The sequence below is a fragment of the Aestuariivirga sp. genome, assembly GCF_020252395.1.
Taxonomy (GTDB): Bacteria; Pseudomonadota; Alphaproteobacteria; order Rhizobiales; family Aestuariivirgaceae; genus Aestuariivirga.
On the sequence record NZ_JADCDB010000002.1, the window covers coordinates 152739 to 173972 of the forward strand.

At 64.5% G+C, this 21234-nt stretch carries 17 protein-coding genes; 11 read left to right on the forward strand and 6 right to left on the reverse strand.

All coding sequences use genetic code 11. From position 1 onward, the window contains the following. The first annotated feature begins 14 nt into the window (after positions 1 to 14). A complete protein-coding gene (locus tag IOC82_RS02010) occupies positions 15 to 1037 on the forward strand; it encodes a LytTR family DNA-binding domain-containing protein (RefSeq protein WP_290544499.1) in 1023 nt (340 codons plus the stop codon). A 562-nt stretch (positions 1038 to 1599) separates the two neighbouring features. Here IOC82_RS02010 and IOC82_RS02015 read toward each other — a convergent pair. Further along, on the reverse strand, positions 1600 to 2463 hold the full coding sequence (locus tag IOC82_RS02015; RefSeq protein ID WP_290544500.1) for an outer membrane protein: 864 nt from the start codon (positions 2461 to 2463) through the stop codon (positions 1600 to 1602). Positions 2464 to 3358: 895 nt separating this feature from the next. Here IOC82_RS02015 and IOC82_RS02020 point away from each other — a divergent pair. From IOC82_RS02020 to IOC82_RS02040, 5 genes are all read left to right on the forward strand, one after another. Then, positions 3359 to 6238, forward strand: coding sequence for a bifunctional [glutamine synthetase] adenylyltransferase/[glutamine synthetase]-adenylyl-L-tyrosine phosphorylase (locus IOC82_RS02020; protein WP_290544501.1), 2880 nt, complete (start codon positions 3359 to 3361; stop codon positions 6236 to 6238). A 100-nt stretch (positions 6239 to 6338) separates the two neighbouring features. After that, positions 6339 to 6794, forward strand: coding sequence for a hypothetical protein (locus tag IOC82_RS02025; RefSeq protein WP_290544502.1), 456 nt, complete (start codon positions 6339 to 6341; stop codon positions 6792 to 6794). 21 nt (positions 6795 to 6815) lie between these two features. Beyond that, positions 6816 to 7409 (forward strand): sigma-70 family RNA polymerase sigma factor, encoded by a 594-nt coding sequence (locus tag IOC82_RS02030; protein WP_290544503.1) that lies wholly within the window; start codon positions 6816 to 6818, stop codon positions 7407 to 7409. Between the two features lie 9 nt (positions 7410 to 7418). Continuing rightward, positions 7419 to 7775 (forward strand): hypothetical protein, encoded by a 357-nt coding sequence (locus IOC82_RS02035; RefSeq protein WP_290544504.1) that lies wholly within the window; start codon positions 7419 to 7421, stop codon positions 7773 to 7775. Next, positions 7772 to 8293 carry a periplasmic heavy metal sensor gene (locus tag IOC82_RS02040; RefSeq protein WP_290544505.1) on the forward strand — a complete coding sequence of 174 codons (522 nt, stop codon included), beginning with the start codon at positions 7772 to 7774 and terminating at the stop codon, positions 8291 to 8293. The genes IOC82_RS02035 and IOC82_RS02040 overlap by 4 nt, the downstream gene beginning before the upstream one ends. A gap of 324 nt (positions 8294 to 8617) precedes the next feature. On the opposite strand, the gene IOC82_RS02045 is transcribed toward IOC82_RS02040, so the two are convergent. From IOC82_RS02045 to IOC82_RS02060, 4 genes are all read right to left on the reverse strand, one after another. Then, positions 8618 to 10921 (reverse strand): ATP-binding protein, encoded by a 2304-nt coding sequence (locus tag IOC82_RS02045; RefSeq protein WP_290544506.1) that lies wholly within the window; start codon positions 10919 to 10921, stop codon positions 8618 to 8620. Between the two features lie 217 nt (positions 10922 to 11138). Beyond that, complete coding sequence (gene pepN / locus IOC82_RS02050; RefSeq protein ID WP_366935630.1) at positions 11139 to 13847, reverse strand: aminopeptidase N; 2709 nt, start codon at positions 13845 to 13847, stop codon at positions 11139 to 11141. A 362-nt stretch (positions 13848 to 14209) separates the two neighbouring features. After that, positions 14210 to 15460 carry an FAD-binding oxidoreductase gene (locus tag IOC82_RS02055; RefSeq protein WP_290544507.1) on the reverse strand — a complete coding sequence of 417 codons (1251 nt, stop codon included), beginning with the start codon at positions 15458 to 15460 and terminating at the stop codon, positions 14210 to 14212. Beyond that, positions 15457 to 15648, reverse strand: a complete 192-nt coding sequence (locus tag IOC82_RS02060) for a hypothetical protein (RefSeq protein WP_290544508.1) — start codon at positions 15646 to 15648, stop codon at positions 15457 to 15459. Before IOC82_RS02060 ends, IOC82_RS02055 begins: the two co-directional genes overlap by 4 nt. A gap of 15 nt (positions 15649 to 15663) precedes the next feature. On the opposite strand from IOC82_RS02060, the gene IOC82_RS02065 reads away from it, so the two are divergent. The 5 genes from IOC82_RS02065 (at position 15664) to IOC82_RS02085 (ending at position 19885) form a co-directional block, all read left to right on the forward strand. Then, positions 15664 to 17130 carry a 4-hydroxyphenylacetate 3-hydroxylase family protein gene (locus IOC82_RS02065; protein WP_290544509.1) on the forward strand — a complete coding sequence of 489 codons (1467 nt, stop codon included), beginning with the start codon at positions 15664 to 15666 and terminating at the stop codon, positions 17128 to 17130. 29 nt (positions 17131 to 17159) lie between these two features. Next, positions 17160 to 17576 (forward strand): RidA family protein, encoded by a 417-nt coding sequence (locus tag IOC82_RS02070; protein WP_290544510.1) that lies wholly within the window; start codon positions 17160 to 17162, stop codon positions 17574 to 17576. A 4-nt stretch (positions 17577 to 17580) separates the two neighbouring features. Then, a complete protein-coding gene (locus tag IOC82_RS02075; RefSeq protein WP_290544511.1) occupies positions 17581 to 18690 on the forward strand; it encodes a class II histone deacetylase in 1110 nt (369 codons plus the stop codon). A 13-nt stretch (positions 18691 to 18703) separates the two neighbouring features. Next, positions 18704 to 19381, forward strand: a complete 678-nt coding sequence (locus IOC82_RS02080; protein ID WP_290544512.1) for a DUF1028 domain-containing protein — start codon at positions 18704 to 18706, stop codon at positions 19379 to 19381. A gap of 141 nt (positions 19382 to 19522) precedes the next feature. After that, positions 19523 to 19885 (forward strand): GFA family protein, encoded by a 363-nt coding sequence (locus IOC82_RS02085; RefSeq protein WP_290544513.1) that lies wholly within the window; start codon positions 19523 to 19525, stop codon positions 19883 to 19885. 43 nt (positions 19886 to 19928) lie between these two features. Here IOC82_RS02085 and argE read toward each other — a convergent pair whose 3' ends face one another. After that, positions 19929 to 21080 carry an acetylornithine deacetylase gene (argE, locus tag IOC82_RS02090; RefSeq protein WP_290544514.1) on the reverse strand — a complete coding sequence of 384 codons (1152 nt, stop codon included), beginning with the start codon at positions 21078 to 21080 and terminating at the stop codon, positions 19929 to 19931. Positions 21081 to 21234: the final 154 nt, after the last annotated feature.

Below are 21234 nucleotides of genomic sequence, written 5' to 3' on the forward strand. Positions count from 1 at the left end.
TCGCGAGTGATGAAATGCACAACCCTCTCAATGATTTCTCGGTCCGCGCCGGAGCATGGTTCTCAACCTTTTGGACAGCCTCCATGAACGGGGCGGCGCTTCGGGTCATATCGCCACTTCAATACATCATGGGAATGGCGTGTGTGCTCATCGTCGCGCTCGCACTCTTCGAACCAGCGAGTTCGGCAGGGCTTAACCTGCTACCGAGGACTCTTTTCTGGTCCCTTCACCTCATTCCAGCGACGATGGTCGCTTGGGCGATCAGCGGCTGGCTTTTCAACACTCAAGTATCGCGGCGTGTATCTCCTTGGGCATTGATTGTGATCGCCGGAGCTGTCACCGGCCTGTTGCTCGCACCGGTCTACGCCGCGCTGGAAATTCTCTTCGGCGTCACGGATGCAACTAGCACCGGTTCGCGGCCCCTGCCATTTTCGGCAGAAATCTGGCTGAACGAACTGGGGGACGAGTTGCACGATGTGCCCTTGAAATGCGCCGGTCTGTGGCTGTTGATGAATGCATTCGTCGTGTGGGGGTCTGGCGGCATGCGCGATTATGCCATTGGCGACCCGCCGGACGGAATCCGGACATTTGATCTTCCAACCATAACACCGGTTCGACCGTCATCAATGCCGCACGATCCGCCGCCAGAGGCAATAAGCGAGCAGGATCGATCAGATTCCACTCCGAAAAGGACTGCATCAAGTAGCGAATCTCCGGGCTTTCTTGCGAGACTTCCCAAACGGCTCGGCCGAGATATTGTTCTATTGGAGGCCCAGGAGCATTATTTGCGCATTGTAACGAGCCGTGGTGAGCACCTCCTCCTTCAGGGCCTCACACATGCAATCACTGAGCTCGAAAACAATGGCTTCGATGGCATTCAGATCCGCCGCTCGGTTTGGGTGGCATGGACGCACATCGAGAATGTCGAGGTACGCACTGGCGTTGTATCGATTGTCGTTTCGACAGGCGCCAGCTGGAAGATCAGCCGGCGGAGGGAAAAAGCTTTTCTTGCCGCTTGGCGGCTGCGTCACAGGTGAGATCTTGTGTCAATCCGCGTCAATTATCACGCGCAATCTGGAAGGACGGGGCGCACCGCTGCTTGTTGCCGCATGTTCCGATCAGGTGGAATCACCTGATCGGCAAGAACATGCGCCAGATCAAAAGCTGGAGCATGATCTTATCGCAAGAGTGGCTGCCACTTTTGCGGATCATGCTCTAGCGTCGATATATAAAGCGAAATTCGGCTGGCAGCCAATTACCTGACCCCTTCACACTCGTGTGAAACGGCGTATAGACAGATTATCGGCGCCGCCGGTCAAATGCTCCGGGAAAACCGCCGGGTGATGCTCACGGCAGTGCCCAGAAACGTCCGCGGCCGGTCGGATTCTGGCGCATCTTGCCAACATACCGGCCGTGATGCAGATCCACTGCTCCTGCGCCGTGACCAGATGTCCGATATCCGCTTGATACTCAGAAGGATCAGGGTTACGGCCAGTTGAATTCGCAATGATATCGGCGGGATGCAACCAGCGTTAACGTCTGCCAGAAACATGAAAGGTCCGCAAGGTGCCGGACCTTTCATGAGTAACGCAACGCGCCTCAAAAGCGGAGCTTGGCCGACGCGCGGACGACGCTGAACTGATAATCGACGTCCCCCTTGCCCGTAATGCCAACAAGCTGGTCTTCATCGTCATTTTGGGTCGCGCCGAGGTTGCGGCGCCAGTTGGCCGATCCGAGATCGACATAGAGATACTCGATGCCGAGGCTCCAGTTGTCGATGCCGTATTCCATGCCCCCGCCAACCGTCCAACCCAAGTTCGTGGCATCCGTCGAGCCGGTGTAGTAGCGGTCGGTCTCGGGATCGTCATCCGCCAACTCCGTTGCATCGATCTTGACGGAACCTTCCATCTTTCCGTAGGCAAGTCCGCCTGTTCCATAGAACAGGAAGTTATCGGCAGCGAAGCCAACTCGCCCACGCAGGGTTGCAAACCAGTCAGCGCCGAACGAGGTGCGGGCAGTAGCGCTTAGGTTTTCATCACCGGCCCCAGGGTCGCCCAGCAGTTCGCCCAGATCGTTGAGCTGGTTGCTGATGTTGTTGGATCTGTCATTGCCGAAACCAGCATAATTCAGGTCAGCCTCGACACCGAAAACGAGTTTATCGTGCTGCCAGTTGTAACCGATCAGACCACCACCGGTGAACGCAGTTTCGTCGCTTTTCAAATTGGCCCCGACGTTATCGAGCAGGTTGTTGATTTCGCTTGCGCTTCCACCACCACTCACATCGGGCCCGGTGTAGTTGAAGTCATGATTGACCTTTGAGTTGTTGAAACCGGCTCCGGCATTGAGGCCGAGGTAGAAGCCCGACCAATCGTAGGCAGTATCTGACACGTCGGCGGCTCGGGCGGCCACGGTCATGGTTGCCGCTGAAACGATCGCTGTTGCCGCAAAGACAATATTCTTCATAGATGGATCCTTCTTGAGTTTTAGGTGACACGTGCAACGGTCTCATCCCAGCATCTGACGGCGCTTCTTCAGATGCAGAGTTTCCGTAGTGTCACTTTTGTTGAGACTTCCCCTGGACTGTTTGACGCTTGATCAATTCCGCCCGTCGGCATCAAAGTAAGACGGTGTCCTACCCTTGACCGCAACATGACGGCACTTTGACCAAGAGAGATATCGTGGGGAGCAGGCCTGAATTCAGCAAGTTCTGTACGGACGGCCCATGCTATTTCACGAGCGGCCGGGCATGTCAGCGATAAAGCCGCCAACCTTTTGTAAAATCTCAAGTTCTCTGGCGATCAAGAGGGATTCGAAACAGTGTCCCTGTCCATGAACGGGGCGTTGCATTCACGAACGGAAAAGGCGATGAGGCCAGGCGCGCAGTCCGTTCCGGTGCTCCGCCTGCCGGAGGGTCGTGTAGCTATTCCGCTGCGGCTGTATTCACTCAACCATCATGCCACACGTTAAACGTCAGCCGACAACCGCCCCGCAAGCTCTTCAATTTGAACATCTTTCGCTCTGCCACTGAGCCCGCTCGCCCGCCCGATGCTCTACGGCAGGCTTTGCCATGCGATCTTCTGGTCCGTCGCCATATGTTATTTTCCGCCGAGGTTCAGGGTTGACGCCGCAACTCCATCTTGAGTCCGCTTTTCGAAGCGGCATGGCTAGCCCGGTCCGGGCGTACTTCACTCCTGCGGCCGGCGCGCCCTGCTGCTGGGGCCAGACTGTCAGGTGAATGCCATCCCGGCTCACCCTGTTGGGCGGTCGATGCAATGGCTATGGGCGCGGAGCCTTCAGGCAGCGCGGCGCGCAGGCTGTGGCCGTTTCCCCTCCCCCCGGAATGTTCTAGAAGTCCCTGATGCATCTCCGTCCGCCCCAGCCCGCTCCCGACCGCGACGCTGCCGCCCTTTTCCGGGCCGGATTTCCGGCCGCCGCCATTCCGGCGGAGCACGCGGCGCTCGCCGGGAATATTGCCGGCGCCTCGCCTTATCTGCGGCAGCTGATGCTGCGCGATCCTGTCTTCGCGGGCCGGGTGTTCCGGGAGGATGCGGATGATTTGCTGGGGTTGCAACTCGCCGGGTTGAACGAGGCCGATGCGACACTCTCCCTGACGGAGGTGATGGCGCGGCTCAGGCAGGTGAAGAAGCGGATGGCGCTGCTCATTGCGGTGGCGGACCTTTCCGGGCGCTGGAACATGGAGCAGGTGACGGCGGCGCTCACGGATTTTGCGGATGCGGCTCTCTCCGCCGCGATCTCCTGGCTGCTGTCGGATTATGCGCGGGCCGGCAAGGTCAGGCTCGCCGATGCCGCGGCGCCTCTCGCCAATTGCGGCTATGTGGCGCTCGCCATGGGCAAGCAGGGCGCGCGTGAGCTCAACTACTCATCCGACATCGACCTCATCATTCTGTACGACGCGTTGACGCCGCTGCTGGGCGGCCCGCATGAGGCGGCCACCTTCTTCGTGCGCTTCACCCGCCGGCTCGTGCAGATCATGCAGGACGTGACCGAGGATGGTTACGTCTTCCGCACCGACCTGCGCTTGCGCCCGGACCCGCGGGCGACACAGGTGGCGATCTCCATTGATGCGGCGGAAGTCTATTACCTGAATCAGGGCCAGAACTGGGAGCGCGCCGCCATGATCAAGGCGCGGCCCTGCGCGGGCGACCTGGCGCTGGGCGATGAATTTCTCGGCCGCCTCAGGCCCTATATCTGGCGCAAGTATCTCGATTTCGCGGCGATCGCCGACGTGCAGTCGATGAAGCGCCAGATCCATGCGGTCAAGGGCCATGGCGAGGTGAAGGTCAGGGGCCATAACCTCAAGCTTGGCCGCGGCGGCATCCGCGAGATCGAGTTCTTCGTGCAGACGCAGCAGCTCATCGCCGGGGGCCGCAACCCGAAGCTCCGTGGACGGAGCACCATCGCCATGCTGGAGGCGCTGGCGGACGCGCAGTGGATCACCCATGAGGCGGCGGCCGAGCTTGCCTCCGCCTATCGCTTCCTGCGGTCGGTCGAGCACCGCGTGCAGATGGTGAATGACGAGCAGACCCACACTCTGCCCGCGGAGGACGCCGCCTTCGAGTCCATGGCCCGCTTCTGCGGCTTCGAAAGCGGAGAGAGTTTCGAAACTGAAGCGCGCCGCGTGCTCGAATGCGTGCAGGGTCATTATTCCCGCCTGTTCGAATCCGCCGGGGAGCTGGGCACGGCGGGCGGCAGCCTGGTGTTCACCGGCGGCGAGGACGATCCGGAAACCATCGAAACCCTCTCGCGCATGGGTTACAGGAGCCCCTCGGAAGTCTCCGCCACCATCCGCGGCTGGCATTTCGGGCGCTATGCGGCGACCCGCAGCGCCAAGGCGCGCGAACTCCTCACCGAGCTGATGCCGAAACTCCTCACCGCACTTGCAGCCATGGGCGATGCGGACCTCGCATTCCTGGCCTTCGACAAGTTTCTCAGCGGACTGCCCGCGGGCGTGCAGCTGTTCTCGCTCCTGAAGGCAAACCCGAAGCTGCTCGACCTGCTCGCCACCATCCTCGGCAGCGCGCCGCGGCTGGCGGAGCAGCTGAGCCGCCGCCCCAAGGTGCTGGACGCCGTGCTGGACCCCGGCTTCTTCACGTCCCTTCCCAGCGAGGCGGAGATGGCCCGGCTCATCGCCGCCGCCATGCCCGAAGGCCTGGAGACCGGCGAGGTGGCGGACCGCGCCCGCATCGTCGGGAAGGAACAGGCCTTCCGCATCGGCGTGCGCGTGCTGTCGGAAACCGCGGGTGCGGCGGAAACGGGGCTTGCCTTCTCACAACTCGCAGGCCTGCTGCTCGGCCGCCTGCACCGGGCGGTGACGGAGGATCAAGTCCGCCGCAACGGCCATGTGCCGGGTGGGCGCAGTGCGGTGATCGCCATGGGCAAGCTCGGCGGCAATGAGATGACGGCGGGCTCCGACCTCGACCTCATCATCATCTATGATGCCGCCGAAGGCGCGGAGATGAGCGGGGGAGCAAAGCCCCTCAGCGTCAACCAATACTATGCGCGGCTCAGCCAGCGGCTGATCGCCGCCGTCTCCGCCCCCACGGCGGAGGGCGTGCTCTATGAGGTCGACATGCGGCTCCGTCCCTCGGGCAGCAAGGGGCCGGTGGCGGCGAGCCTCGCCAGCTTCGAAAGCTATCACCGCTCTTCCGCCTGGACCTGGGAGAAGCTGGCGCTCACCCGCGCGCGGCCCGTTTGCGGCGATGCGGGCCTGATGAACGAACTCGCGGCCCGCATCCGCGCCGCCTTGTGCGAGCCGCGCGATGCCGCGACGGTGAAGGACGACGTCACCGGCATGCGCAAGCTGATGCTCAGGGAGCAGGGCACGGGCGGGTTGTGGGACGTGAAGCGGGCCAGGGGCGGCCTGGTCGAACTCGAATTCATCGCCCAGACGCTGCAGCTGATCCATGCCCACCGGCACCCGGAGGTGCTCGACACCAATACGCTGGCCGCACTCGAGAAGCTGCACGGGGCAGGGCTCCTGTCGGAATCAGACCATGCGGCGCTGCGGCGCGCGGGGCTCCTCTACCATCGCCTCACCCAGATGCTAAGGCTTTGCCTCGACGGGCCCTATGATCCGGCGAAGGCGCTGCCCGCCCTCAACCTTCTGGTCGCCACTGCGGCGATGACGCCCGGCATCGCCGCGGCGGAAGCCCATCTGGCCGAGGCCCAGGGCGAGGTGGCGGCGATCTTCGGCCGGCTGGTCGGCCCGGTCTCATGACCGGAGACTATCCCTGCGGAAGAAATCCAGGAAACCCCGCGACGGAATCCCGGTTGCCCCCCGTCTTGCTTTCAGGACAGCCAAGAGGAGGAACCGTCCGATGAGCCGACTGACCCTTGCAATCGCCCTGTTCAGCGCTTGTGCCGTGGCGCCCGCCACCGCCTTCGCCATGCAGCCCTATCTGCCCAAGAGCCCCAAATCCTTCAGCAAGGCGGATGTGGACGCCAATGGCAAGGTGACCGCGGCGGAACTCGCCCCGCGCGCCGAAAAGCGCTTCGACCGGCTGGATGCCGACCGCAACGGCGCGGTCTCCACCGCCGAGCTCAACGACGCGCTCGAGAGGGCGCTGGAGCGCCGCCGCGCCCGCATCCTGGCCGATCTCGACACCGACAAGGACGGAGCCATCACGCGCGCCGAGCTCGATGCCTCGGTCGACCGTCTGATCGCGGCGGCGGATGCCGATCATGACGGCGGCGTCACGCTGGGCGAGGCGCAGAACTATCGCCTTGCCAAGCTCCGCAAACCCGCTACCCCTGATGGAGCACAGGCCAACTGACCGAGCGACCGGACCCATGTTTTGACGCCAGAGCCATCGGCCTTCCGCCAGATGTCGGACGCCGGCCTTCTCAAGGCCGCCGCCGGTGGCTCGCATGCGGCCTTCGCCGAGATTGCCAGCCGCCATTACCAGCCGGTCTACCGGCTGGTGTGGCGGATGACCAATGGCGCGGCCGATGCCGAGGACATGGCTCAGGAGGCCTTCGTCAAGCTGTGGCAGAATCCGGCCCAGGTGCGCGAGGCCGCGGCGCTGAAGGGCTGGTTGATGCGCGTGGCGGCCAATGCGGCGATCGACCGCAGCCGCAAGCCGCGCGGCGCGGCGCTGGACGAAGCGCCGGAGGTGGCGGACCCTCAGGCCAGGCCCGATGCGCCATTGGACCGCGAACAGGCCGCGCGGTTGGTCGATGCCCGCATTGCGGCGCTGCCGGAGCGCCAGCGCCTCGCCCTGTCGCTTGTGTATTTCGAGGGACTCTCCAATATCGAGGCCGCAGCCGTGCTTGAGGTGAGCGTCGATGCGCTCGAGTCGCTCCTCGCCCGGGCGCGGCGTGGTTTGAAGGAAAGCCTGTCGGCCGGGTGGCGCGAGCTGCTCGGCGGCCTGGCTGAAACTGGGCAGTGAGAGACGGCAATGGAACAGGACAAAAATCCTTGTGAGGATCGCGAGACGCGCGCCGTGCTGGCGCACGCATCGGCGCCGCAGCTTGCCCCCGGCGCCATGGACCGGCTGATGGCGAGGATCGCCACCGAGCCGCAGCAGGCTGAGGTCATCCCCTTCGCGCCGCGCCCGCGCGCCACCTTCTGGCGCTATGCCGCCGCGGCGCCGCTCGCCGCCTCGCTGGCTTTGGGCGTCTGGCTCGGCGCCAATGGCAAGATGGATTTCGTCATGCCCAGCGCCGTCACCGGCGGCCTGGCGCTGAACGACGAGGCGCCGGTGGACGATCTGGGCGGCGTGGGCGATGCCTATGCCGAGGAAGGCCTGACATGAACGGCACCACGGTCACACCCGCCACTGCGCCCCGCCGCGTCAACTGGCTGAAGGGGGCGCTGGTCGCCTCTCTCGCCGTCAACCTGCTGATTGCGGGCGCCGTGGCGGCGCGCTGGTACAAGGGCCCGCCGCCCGAGCGCTATGCCCGTCTCACCCAGGCCCAGCTCATCCCGCGTTTTTTCTTCCGCGACCTCGACCGGGCGCGCCGCATGGAGCTGATGGCGGTGCTGAAGGCGCAGGATAAGGACATCCGCGATGGCCGGCAGGCGGTCAAGGTGCAGGTGATGGCGCTCGCCGATGCGCTGGAGACGGAGCCCTATGACGAGGCCCGCGTCAAGTCGGCGGTCGAGGGCTTCACCGCGAAGAGCGAGGCCCTGTTCAACACCGGCGCCGATGCCGCGCTGGCGGTCATCGGCAAGCTCACGCCGGAGGAGCGCAAGCTCATGGCCCAGCACCTGCGCAACCGCGAGGACCGTGGCCGCAAACCGCAGAATGACAAGACGCCGGACGGTCCCTGACCACGGCCCCAGAGCATGATCCGCAAAAGTGGAACCGACTTTTGCGATAAGATCATGCTCAGACTACAGATCTGGCGCATGTTCTTATCGATTAAGCGATTCCGCTTAATCGGAACATGCGCTAAGAGCGGCGGGCGGTCACATGAAACTGGAATGATTTCCCCCTTGCGGGGTGGACAGTGGGGAAGAATTAAGGGTGGGGGTCCCCGGGCTCAGGCCTTCAAGAATTGGACTCGAGAGCCCACCGCCCAACCCTCCCCACTGTACACCCACGTGGAGGAGGGCAACCCTCATGGCTGAGACTGACCGCCTGATGCGCCTGCCTCAGGCGACTCTTGCGGCGGTCTGGCGCAGCGGGAAAGTGACGGTCACTTCCGTGCCCTTGCCCACGGTGGAGCGGATGGTCAGCGTGCCGCCATGCAGTTCCACGAAGGATCTGGAGATGGCGAGGCCCAGGCCCGATCCGCCGCGCGATTTGGTGAACTGGTTCTCCACCTGCTCGAAGGGCCTGCCCAGTTTTTCGATGTCGCGCGCCGGGATGCCGATGCCGGTGTCGCGGATGGCGATCGCCATCACGCCGCTGGAGGCAAGCGCCGAGACGGTGATCCTGCCGCCATCGGGCGTGAACTTCACGGCGTTGGAAAGAAGATTGATCAGCACCTGCTTGAAGGCACGGCGGTCAGCCCACAGCGTGAAGCCCTGCGGCACCTGGCGCTCCACCGTCACGCCGCCCTCGAAGGCGCGCGGCGTGATGATGCGCATGACTTCGTCGAGAGCGGCGTCGACCTGCAGCGTCTCGCATTCGAGCAGCATCCGCCCCGCCTCGATCTTCGACATGTCGAGAATGTCGTTGATGACGTCGAGCAGGAACTGGCCGCTGCGGTGAATGTCGCGCGAATACTCGGCATACTTGTCGGAGCCCATCGGCCCGAACATCTGCGCCAGCATCACCTCTGAGAAGCCGATGATGGCGTTGAGCGGCGTCCGCAGCTCGTGGCTCATATTGGCCAGGAACTCCGACTTGGAGCGGTTCGCCGCCTCGGCCCTGGTCTTCTCGCGGGCATATTTGTCGGCAAGGTCGGCGAGGCGCTGCGCTTGCTGGTCGGCGAGCAGGCGCTCCTTCTGCAGGTCCCGCACCGTCATCATCAGCTCGCGCTCGGACATGCGCAGCCGCTCTTCCTGCAGCTTCAGCGCCGTGATGTCGGTGCCCACTGAGACGAAGCCGCCGTCCTTGGTGCGCCGCTCGTTGATTTGCAGCCAGCGCCGGTCGGCAAGCTGCACCTCGAAGCTCCGGCCCTCGCCGCCTTCGCCGCGGATGCCGGTGCGCTTGGTGATGGCGGGCTCCTTGGCGGCGCGCACCACATCCTCGTATGGCGTGCCGGGAATGCACACTGAAGCGGGCAGCGAATGAAACTGCTGATACTTCGAATTGCACAGCACGAGGCGGTTGTCCGCGTCCCACAGCACGAAGGCTTCCGAGATGTTCTCGATTGCGTCCTTGAGGCGGAGTTCGGCTTCCTTGTTCAGCTTGTCGGCCAGCTTCTGCTGGGTGATGTCGAAGACGATGCCCATCAGGTGCGGCTTGCCCTGCGCCTCGCCCGGCGCCAGCGCCACGCGCGCGCGGAGCCACACATAATGGCCGTCCTGGTGGCGCATGCGGAATTCCCGGTCGAAGGAAGTGATCTCCCCGTCGAGCAGTTGCTCCACCGCCTCTTCCAGCTGCGTATCGCTTTCGGGAATGCGGCTCGCCATTTCGGCGAATGACAGGTAATCGCCCTTCACCGGCATTCCCAGCATATCGAACATTGAGCGCGACCAGAAGATGATGCCGCGGTTCACGTCCCAGTCCCACATGCCGCACTGGCCGCGGTCCAGCGCCTTGTCGAGCCGCGCGGTGGCGAGCCCGAGGATCGAGTCGGCCTCCGCCGCCTTCGCCGCCTGCCAGTGGAAGGCCGCTCCCAGCAGCATGAGAACGAGGAAGGTGACGATGAACAGCCCCGTCACCTGGGTGACGCCCGAGCGCCAGGCCGAGAGCACATCCTGCTGGCGCTGCAGCACCACAAGCGTGCCCGGATAATCGCCCAGGCCGAAAGTGGACGCGAAGACCTCTTCGCCGGAGGCCAGCGTCAGCGGCGTCATCTCGCCGCTGTCGACCGGCGCCTCCTTCGCCAAGTTCGGCGGCAGCACCGCGTCGATCGATTTGCCGTCGAGCTGTTCGGATGCCGGAACGCTCGCCGCGATCTGCCCCGTGCTGTCAGTCACCGCGAAGACGCGCGCCTCGGCGAGCGCGTCCTCCGGCAGCATTGCGCGCAGGTAATCGCCGCTCAGCACCGGCGGCGTCCGGCCGGCGCCCTGTGCCCCTGCAATGCCGGCCTTGATGCGCTGCGCGGCGAGCTGTCCGTAGAGGGAGGAAAGCCTGTTCTGCTCGGCCACATGGGTGGTGCGGCTGTTGGTCAGCTGCACCAGCAGCGAGCTCCCCAGCATGAGGAGAAACAGAACGATCAGCGACGTGATGAGCAACCGCAGATGGCGTTCGCCGATGGTGATGCGGAAACGGCCGGGCCACGGCGAGGGCAGCTTGAGAACCCTCTCCTTGAAGAACAGTTCGCCAATGTGCGTCTTTCCCAAATTTTTCCCCTGAAACCCGGCCGTTGTGCGGCGGAGAGACTTTGAAAACACGCACGCCACCACTGATCGAATCACCGGCTATTGATTCGAAAAGGGGGTGATTTGTCCAGTCTCGAAAGCGCTCCTCAGGATGCTGATTTCCCCAAGTCCCATTCTCCCCAATCGGGAGGAAAATCACCTTGGATTAACGTTGCGTCGCAAGGCTCCGGAGCGGGCTTCAGCTGCCCGCCATCTTCGAGACGATCTCGAACACGCCGCGCGACAGCAAGGGTGCCGCAAGGATCCGGTCGAGTTCCGCCCGGGCGGCCGATTTTCGACTCGAATTCAACAGGTTGCAGCTGCGGAAGGCGGTGGCCAGCCGGGAGGCCACTTGCGGGTTAATGGAATCGAGTTTCAGGATCGCGCCGGCAATCACCCGGTAGCCGGAGCCATCCGCGGCGTTGAAGCCCGCCGGATTGCCGCCTGCGAAGCCCGACAGCAAGGCATAGACCTTGTTGGGCGTCGTCCACCTGAAGTCCGGGTGTTCGGTGAGCCTGGCGATACGCGCGGCCGCATTCGGCCCCTGTGCCTGGGCGTTGAGGAGCAGCCACTTATCGACCAGCAGGTGCTCGTGGCCGTGCCGCGCGTGGAAGCGGTCGAGCGCTGCCTCGCGCTCCGGGCAATCGATCTGCACCAGAGCGGAGAGCGCGCCCGTCTCCGCACTCATGTTGTGCGCCGGCTCGAACTCCGCCAGCGCCCTGGCAATGCCTTGGGCGCGGTCGCCCATCACCATCAGCGCCAGTGCGGTCTGCCGCAGCGAGCGCCGCGCGGTGGAGGCGGGGTCCGGGCGATAAGGGCCGGTCTCGCCGGTGCGTTGCCAGATCGCGCCCAAATCCTCCGCAAGCTGCCGCGCGATGGCCGTGCGCAATCCGTCGCGCGCCGCATGCACCCTGTCGGTGTCGACATCCGATCCGATCGCCGCCGCGATCTCGCTCTCGGACGGCAGCACCAGCATCAGCGCCTTGAAGGCATCGTCCACCGCCGGATCGTCGATGATCTTCCTCAGCGCGCCCGCATAGGCCGTGATGTCAGCCGCCGCCGCTGTGCCGTGATAGGCGTCAAGCGCCAGCTTGCGACCCAGCCTCTGGCCTGCCTCCCAGCGGTTGAAGCTATCGCCGTCATGCCCCATCAGAAACAGCTCATCCGCCGTGGAAAGACTGGCCTCAAGCATGATGGGCGCGGAGAAGCCACGGTTGAGCGACAACACCGGCCGCGCCGTTACATTGCCGAAGCGGAAGGTCTGCCGCGGTTCCGTCATCTCGATCAGCGGCGTGTTGAGCGCGCCCACGCCCGCGAGGTCGAGCGGCATGTCGGCGCCGTCGGGCCCGATCAGGCCGATCCCCAGCGGAATGTGCAGCGGCTGCTTTTGGTCCTGTCCCGGCGTCGGCTTCACGTGCTGTTCCAGCGCCAGCGTATATTGCTTCTTCGCTGCATCGTAATGGCCTTCGGCCGTCACGCGCGGCGTGCCCGCCTGCGTGTACCAGGTGACGAACTGCGTGAGGTCGCGCCCCGAAACCTCCGCCATGCACCGCACGAATTGCTCGACGGTCGCTGCCTCGCCGTCATGACGCGCGAAATAAAGGTCCATCGCCTTGCGGAAGGCCTGCTCGCCGGTGAGGGTGAGCATCATGCGGCAGATCTCGGCCCCCTTCTCGTAGACGGTGGGCGTGTAGAAATTGTTGATCTCGATATAGGAGCCGGGCCGCGGCGGGTGGGCCAGGGGGCCATTGTCCTCGGGGAATTGCCGGGCCCGCAGCAGCTTCACGTCGTTGATGCGCTTCATCGCGCGCGAACGCAGGTCGGAGGTGAATTCCTGGTCGCGGAATACGGTCAGGCCTTCCTTCAGGCACAGCTGAAACCAGTCGCGGCAGGTGATGCGGTTTCCCGTCCAGTTGTGGAAATATTCATGCGCGATAATCGATTCGATGTTGACATAATCGGCATCTGTCGCCGTCTCCGGATTGGCGAGAATGTATTTGTCGTTGAAAACATTGAGCCCCTTGTTCTCCATCGCCCCCATGTTGAAGTCAGGCACCGCCACGATGTTGAACACCTCGAGGTCATATTCGCGGCCGAAGCGCCGCTCGTCCCAGCGCATCGACTCCTTCAGCGACTCCATCGCCCAGGCGCAGCGGTCCTCATTGCCCTTCAGCACATAGATGCCGAGCGCCACCTCGCGGCCGGACATGGTGGTGAACGTGTCATGCACCGCGCCCAAATCGCCCGCCACCAGCGCGAAGAGATAGGACGGCTTCGGGAAGGGGTCGTCCCACACCGCATAGTGCCGCGTCGTTCCGCCGATCGCGCCCGCCTCCCGCGGGTTGCCGTTGGAGAGCAGCACCGGCGCCTGCTCGCGATCCGCCTCGATCCGCACTGTGTAGCGCGCCATCACGTCCGGCCGGTCGCAAAAATAGGTTATGCGGCGGAAGCCCTCCGCCTCGCACTGGGTACAGAACACACCGCCCGAGACGTAGAGGCCGGAGAGTTCGGTGTTGGCGGCCGGGTTGCAGGTCGTCACGATCTCCAGCGTGAAGGGGGCTTGCGGAACATTCGGGATGGTCGCCTTTTCCTTCTCCACATGATACTGCCCGGGTTGCAGCGCCACGCCGTCGAGCACGAGGGACCGCAGCTGGATGCGCTCGCCGTCGAGCACGAGTGCCGCTCCGCCTTCGGCGCTTGCAGGATTGGGCCGCATCGAGAGCCGCGAGCGCACCTCGGTCTCCCGCGGGTCGAGCCGGACATCGAGGTCCACGCGGTCGATCAGGTATGGCACCGGCTTGTAGTCGCTCAGGTGGATCGGCTGTGGCGTCTCGGTCGTCATGCGGGCAATACCTGTGTGTGCGTTGAGCGCATAGAAGCCATGAGCCGCGTCAATGTCAAAGAGCAAGATCGCCGTCCGTCGCGGCGGCGCTTCCCAAAGCTCCGCCCCGCGCTCCCCGGCGTGGCCACGCCGGGGAGCGGGAGGGGCAGGGCCGGGGAGGCGGCCTTGCAGAAAAAAGATTCACAATGTCAATCAGCAGCAGGAACGTAGAAGAATACATGCCTAGCATAGGCAGAAGGGAAAGTCAAGGAAAAAACTCCAAAGCACCCCTTCGCGTCCTCTCACGCATGGCGGGAGTGGAAGGGGCCCCGGCGCAGCCGGGGCAGGTGAGGGGAAGTCAGCGGACGCCTCTCGTTTACTCCCCCTCATCTCCCCGTCGCGGGCGCAACGGGGGTCTTCTCGCGCTGAAGCGGAAGAAGATGGGGCTCTCAGAACCGGTCCACCCGGAACGGGGCCATGTCGATGTTGCTTTTCACGCCCGTCACCGCCTCGGCGATCAGCCGCCCGGTGGAGGGCCCCCAGGTCAGCCCCATGTGGCCATGCCCGAAGCCGTACCAGACATTGGCCGTGGTCTTGGACGGCCCGATCACCGGCAGCGAGTCCGGCGTGCCAGGCCTGCGCCCCATCCAGCGCGTCGTCTCGGCATCGGGTTCCCTGAGCCCCGGCAGCACGGTCTTGAAATTCGTCCACAGCGCATCGGCCCGGGCATAATTGGGTGCGGCATCGAGCCCGGCGAACTCGTCCGAGCCCGCCAGCCTGAGCCCCATTTCCATCGGCGTCGCAGCGCCGGGCTTTCCGGCACAAGTCAGCGAGCGCGACAGGCTGACGCCCGAATTCGGCAGCACCATGTGATAGCCGCGCTCCGCCTCCAGCAGCACCTTCTCGCCCAGCTGCTTCGCCAGCAAATGCGAATAGGCCCCGGCGCAGATCACCAGCCTGTCCACCTTGTGGAGGCCATGATCCTTGAGGCGCAGCGCGCTCACGCGGTTCCCCCCGCGATCCAGCGTCACCACCTCGTCCTGCACAACGGTCCCGCCGTTGCGCACCACTTCCGCCGCGATGGACTTCACCGCGCGGCCCGGATTGGTGAGGAAGTACCAGCCGCCATGGAACACGCCGCAGTAGACGGTCTTGCCCAGCGCTGGCTCCAGCTCGCGCGCCTCGTCGCCCGAGATGCGCTTCATCTCATAGCCATAGGCCGTCTTGACCTCGCGCTCATTGGCTTCGGACAGATACTGCTTCTCGCTGTCATAGAGCCTGAGCGTGTCCTGCAGCCGGATCATGTCCGCCGCGCCGGCCGCCTTGAGCAGAGTCTCGAAGTCGGAGACCACCCGCATGGCCAGGTCGGCGCGCGCCGCGGTGATGGCCTTCACCCGGTCCGGCAGCGAATTGCGGGCGAGCGAGATGAACCACGGCAGCGCCTTGGGCAGATAGGACCAGCGGATGGTGAGCGGTCCCAGCGGGTCCATCAGCCAGCCGGGAATCTTCATCAGCATGCGAGGGTGCACGGTGGGCACGATTTCGGCAAAGGCCAGGCCCCCGGCATTGCCGAAGCTCGCCCCTTCGCCCGGCGGCACGCGGTCGACGATGGTCACCTGGTAGCCCTCGCGCTGCAGGAAGGCCGCGGCCGAAACGCCAACGATGCCGGCGCCGATGATGGTTGCTGAGGGTTGAGTCACGTTTTAAGCGCCCCGAAATGATCCACGCAATGCGCCTCGAAGGCCGAGACCAGCCGTGTCTTGCGCATTTGCCTCAAGGCCGCAAGCGCGATGGCGCCGCGCCGCCGCAAAATCCTGCCCGGCGGCGTGACGATATTTTTGTTTCCGAAATGCGCCTCCGGTGCCAATCTCCGCGCATCGACATTCACGAAGGACTCTGAGGCATGATCAGGACTGGCGAACAATATCGGGACTCGCTGCGCGATGGCCGCGAGGTGTGGATGAACGGCGAGCGCATCAAGGACGTGACCCGCCACCCGCAGTTCAAGCCCTTGGTCGATATCCGCGCCCGCATCTACGACATGCAGCACGAGGCGAAGACTCAAGCGATCATGACCTATGAGGAGAATGGCGAGCGCTTCCCCATCGGGCTGCGCCTTCCCTTCGAGAAGAAGGACTGGGACGACAAGCGCCGTGCGGTCGACACGGTGATGAACGACATCGGCGGCGTCGTCACCCGCGTGGGCGACGAGACCATCGGCGAGATGTGGTCGCTCTGGGACGGCAAGGACATTCTGAACGAGATCGACCCGCGCTTCGCCGAGAACATCGAGCGCCACATTCACTTGTGTATCAAGAACGACCCCTTCCACGTTTCCGCCAACACCGATCCCAAGGGCGACCGCTCCAAGCGCCCGCAGGACCAGGACCCGGACATGCTGGTGCATGTGGTGAAGGAGACGGATGCCGGCATCGTCATCCGCGGCGCCAAGTATGAAACCGCCGCGGCCTATTCGAACCAGGCCTTCCTGAAGCCCACCATCGCCAATTGGGGCGACTCGAAGCTCTCCGAATACGCGCTGGGTTGCATCGTCAGGATGGACGCACCGGGCGTCAAGCACATCTGCCGCACCGGCTTCACCGGCCGTGCGCCGGAGCGTGACTATCCCCTCTCGAACAAGTTCGACGAGGTCGACACGCTGATGATCCTCGACAATGTGCTGATCCCCTGGGAGGACATCCTGTTCTACCAGCACACCCGTGCGGCTGCCTTCATCCGCCAGACGCTGCACCGCTATTCCGCCTTCCCTTTCGTGCAGCGGACACTGAGCTATGCCGACCTGATCATCGGCGCCGCCCTGTGGAACGCCAGGCAGACCGGCCTCGACAAGCAGCAGGCGGTGCAGGAGAAGCTCGCTGAGCTCGCCATCTGGCGCGAGGGCATCAACGCCCACCTGACCGCCGCGATCGCCACGGGCGAGCGGAGCCCCAACGGCCTCCTGATGCCCAACCAATCGCTGCTCTTCACCGGCCGCTGCCATGCGCTCAACAACCTGCCTCGGATGATGCACATCGCGCGCGAACTCTGCGGCGGCCAGATCTGCGTGACGCCGGACTCCGCCGTTTTCGATCACCCCGAAACCAAGCACTGGATGGACAAGTACTACACGGTGAACGGCGAGTGGCAGGCCGAGGACCGCCGCAAGCTGCTGGCGCTCGCCCGCGATGCGCTGAACTCGGACTATGCCGGCCACCGCCTCACCTTCCAGCTCTTCGCGCAGTCCGCGCCCTTCGCCCAGTCGGCTGCCGTCTACCGCACCTTCGACTGGAACCACGCGCTGAAATTCGCGCAGAAGGCTGGCGGGCTTTCCGATAACATCTGGGGTGTCACCTGGCAGGCCGCGGAGTAATCTCCAGACCGGAATCACGAGGAACCAAAATGACGGCCCACAGGCGCATCCGTCCCTTCAACACCAAGGACACCTATCCGGAACAGAAGCTCGACAACGACCTCTGCCAGGGTGTCGTCGCCCGCGGCGCCATGGTCTTCCTCCGCGGCCAGGTGGCCCAGGACCTTGACACGCGCGAGTCCCTCCATGTCGGCGACGCCACGGCGCAGACGGCCAAGACCATGGCCAACATCAAGATGCTGATGGAGGAAGCCGGCGGCCACATGGACCACATCTGCCGCATCGTGGTCTACCTGACCGACATCCGCTACCGCCAGGACGTTTATCGCGAGATGGGCAAGTGGCTGAAGGGCGTCTTTCCCTGCTCAACCGGCCTCGTCATCACCGCCCTTGCGCGCCCTGAGTGGATCGTCGAGATCGAGGTGACGGCAGTTATCCCGGATTAATGCGATGAAGGAACGGCGCACCGGGTTCTTCTTCGACGAGAAATGCCTCTGGCATTTCGGCAAGCCCTTCGCGCTGTTCTTTCCCGTCGGCGGCTGGGTGCAGCCGCCCAATGCCGCGGGGTTCTGCGAGAGCCCTGACAGCAAGCGGCGCCTGAAGAGCCTCATGGACGTTTCGGGCCTCACCAGCGTGCTGGACGTGCGTTCCGCGCCAATGCTCGCGCGCGAGGACTTGGCTCGCGTCCACCCGGCAACCTATCTCGACCGCTTCGCGGAATTGAGCGCGAAGGACGGCGGCGACATGGGCTTCGAGTCAACCTTCGGTCCGGGCGGCTATGACATCGCGCGCGTTTCGGCGGGGCTTGCGGCGGAGGCTGTCGAGGCGGTGCTGAAGGGCGAGTTGCGCAATGCCTATGCGCTGTCACGGCCGCCCGGTCATCATTGTCTGCCGGACAAGGGGCTGGGCTTTTGCCTCCTCGCCAATGGCGCGCTCGCCATCGAGCGGGCCATCGCGCGGCACAAACTCTCCCGCGTCGCGGTTATCGACTGGGACGTGCACCACGGCAATGGCACCGAGGCGATCTTCTACGAGCGCCCCGACGTGCTGACGATCTCGCTCCACCAGGACCGCTGCTTTCCGCTAGACACTGGTTCAGCGCGGGATCGCGGACGGGGCAGGGGCGAGGGTTATAACATCAATGTGCCGCTCCTGGCGGGCGGCGGCCACCAGAGCTATGTCGATGCGATGGAGTTGATCGTGCTGCCGGCGCTCGCGCGTTATCGGCCGGAACTTATCATCGTGGCCTGCGGCTATGACGCGAGCATCGTCGACCCGCTGGCCCGCATGATGGCCCACAGCCAGACCTATCGTTACCTGATGCAGGCGACGCTCGATGCGGCGGCAGACCTGTGCAATGGCCGCGTGGTGGCGATGCATGAGGGTGGCTATTCCGAGGCCTATGTGCCGTTCTGCGGCCAGGCGCTGATGGAGGCGCTCTCGGGCCACCGCACTGACGTCGTCGACCCCAATCTCGAAGCCGCCATCCAGCAGCAGCCGGGCGAGGCCTTCATCCAGCTGCAGCGCCGCCTGCTCGAGGAGCAGGCGCAAGAGTTATGACGGAGTTTCACGCATGACCTTTTCCATCGCCGGCCGCTGCGCCAGGTCGGGCGCCTTCGGTGTGGCCATCGCCACGTCCTCGATCGCGGTGGGCGCGCGCTGCCCGCATGCCCGCGCCAGGGTGGGCGCGGTGGCGACGCAGAACGTGACGGACCCGAACCTGGGCCCCCTGCTGCTCGACCTCATGGAGAAGGGACTGAGCGCGGCCGATGCCATCGCCGCGGTGAAGAAGGACCGGCCCTTCATCGACTATCGCCAGCTCACCGCGGTCGACAACCAGGGCCGCTCCGCCGCCTGGTCCGGCAGGAACATCCTCGGCACGCATGGTGTCTCCGAGCAGCGCGACTGCGTGGCGGCCGGAAATCTGCTGAAGCGCGCGAGCCTGCCGCGGACCATGACGGATGCCTTTGCCGCCAATGCCGGCCAGCACCTCGCCGAACGCCTGTTGCGGTCGCTCGAAGCCGGTCTCGATTCCGGCGGCGAGGAGGGGCCGGTGCATTCCGCGGCCCTGATCGTCTATCACGAGCAGGACTTCCCGCTGGTCTCTCTGCGCGTCGACTGGGACGGCGAGAACCCGATCAGGGTGCTGCGCCGCCTGTGGGAAGACTACAAGCCGCAGATGGGCGCCTATCTCCAGCGCGCCGTGGACCCCACCCAGGCGCCGAGCTACGGCGTGCCGGGAGATCCGTAGGCCGCTCCCCTGTAACGTCACCCAGCTTCCGCTGGGGTGACGGACTGAGAGGGCGACGCGCATGAAGTGATGAAATTCCCGTGAGGCCCTTCACAACCGCGAATTGTTTTCTCATCTTCCCCCCTGCGACGGGAGAACATCATGGCGAGGACCTATACAGGCGGCTGCCTGTGCGGCCACATCCGGTTCGCGGCAGAGGGGCCGCCGCTGAAGCCGCACACCTGCTCCTGCACCATGTGCCAGCGCCACTCCGGCGCGCTGACGCTGCAATGGGTGGAGTTCCCGGCGGAGAAGGTGACCTGGAGCACGAAGCCTTCCGTCTGGCGTTCGTCGGATTATTCGAGCCGCAGCTTCTGCCCGAAGTGCGGGTCGACGCTGGGCGCCATCGACGATAAGCCGGTGGTGGCGCTGGTGCTGGGGAGCTTCGACAGCGCCAACCGCAAGGAGCTGGCGCCGGAGTATCATTCCTATGTGGGCAAACGGCCGGCGTGGATGAAAGCCTGACGGCCACGCGAGCACACAGCGGACTCATGGCGCCCGCGCGCGCTCAGGCGCTGAGCTTCTCCACCAGCCGTTCCAGCATCCGGTCGCACTGGCCCAACTGCGCTTCGCTCACGTGCTCGTCGGGCTTGTGGGCGGCCGCGATGTTGCCGGGGCCGCAGATCACCGCTGGCGTGCCGAGCGCCTGCTGGAACAACCCGCCCTCGGTGCCGAAGGTGATCTTGCCCGTCGAGTTGCCGCCGGTGAGGGAATGCACGAACTTCACCGCCTCGCTGTCGACGGGCGTGTTCATCGCGGGATAGCTCTGCAGGTCCGCGAACTCGAAGCGGGACTTTTCGAAGACGTTCGCGTAACCCTCGGCGATCTTCTCGGCCGCGGCCTTGATGCGGGTGACGATGGCGCGCCTGTCGTCCTCCGGCAGGTAGCGGATCTCGAAGTCGAAGGTGCAGCGGTTGGGCACGATGTTCATCACCTCGCCGCCCTGCATCTTGCCGACATGCAGCGTGGTGTAGGCCACCTCGTAATCGCCGTCGCGCAGACCGGTGTCCGCGATGTCCTTCTGGATGGCGCGAATTGCGCCGATCAGGTCGCTCGCCATGTAGATGGCGTTGGCGCCGGTGGGGGCGAGGCTCGAATGCGCCTCGAGACCATGCGCGGTGACGCGGAAGCCGAGCTTGCCCTTGTGCGCGGTGACGGCCTGCATCAGCGTCGGCTCGCCGACGATGCAGAGTCGCGGTTTCACCGGCGCATCCTTCAAGATCTCGAGCAGGCGCCTGACGCCCACGCAGCCGATCTCCTCGTCATAGGATAAGGCGAGGTTGATCGGCGTGTGCAGCCGGCGCGCCGCGCCGAGCTCGGCGGCGCGCAGGCAGCAGGCGATGAAGCCTTTCATGTCCGCCGTGCCGCGGCCGAAATAATTGCCGTTGCGCTTTTCCAGCTTGAAGGGATCGGATGACCAAGCCTGACCCTCGACCGGCACCACGTCGGTGTGGCCGGAGAGCACAATGCCCGGCACGTGCTTCGGACCGATGGTGGCCCAGAGATTGGCCTTGCGCCCATCCTCATCGTGGACCAGCAGCGATTCAATGCCGAAGCTGCCGAGGAAATCCCGCACATAGGCGATGAGGTCGAGGTTCGAGTCCCGGCTCACGCTCGGGAAGGCGATCAGTTTTTCAAGATGGTCGAGCGAGGTTTTCATCGGGGTCCATGGTCGCGGATGGAATTGCCGTTCCTGCCCCCAAATTTGACGCATGTCAAAGAAGCGGGGCGGAAGCTGGCTTATTGTCGATAACCATGGTGGTGATCGCCACCGTTGGCGGGGTAGGTCTCCTGAGAAAGTCAGCTGTCGCTTC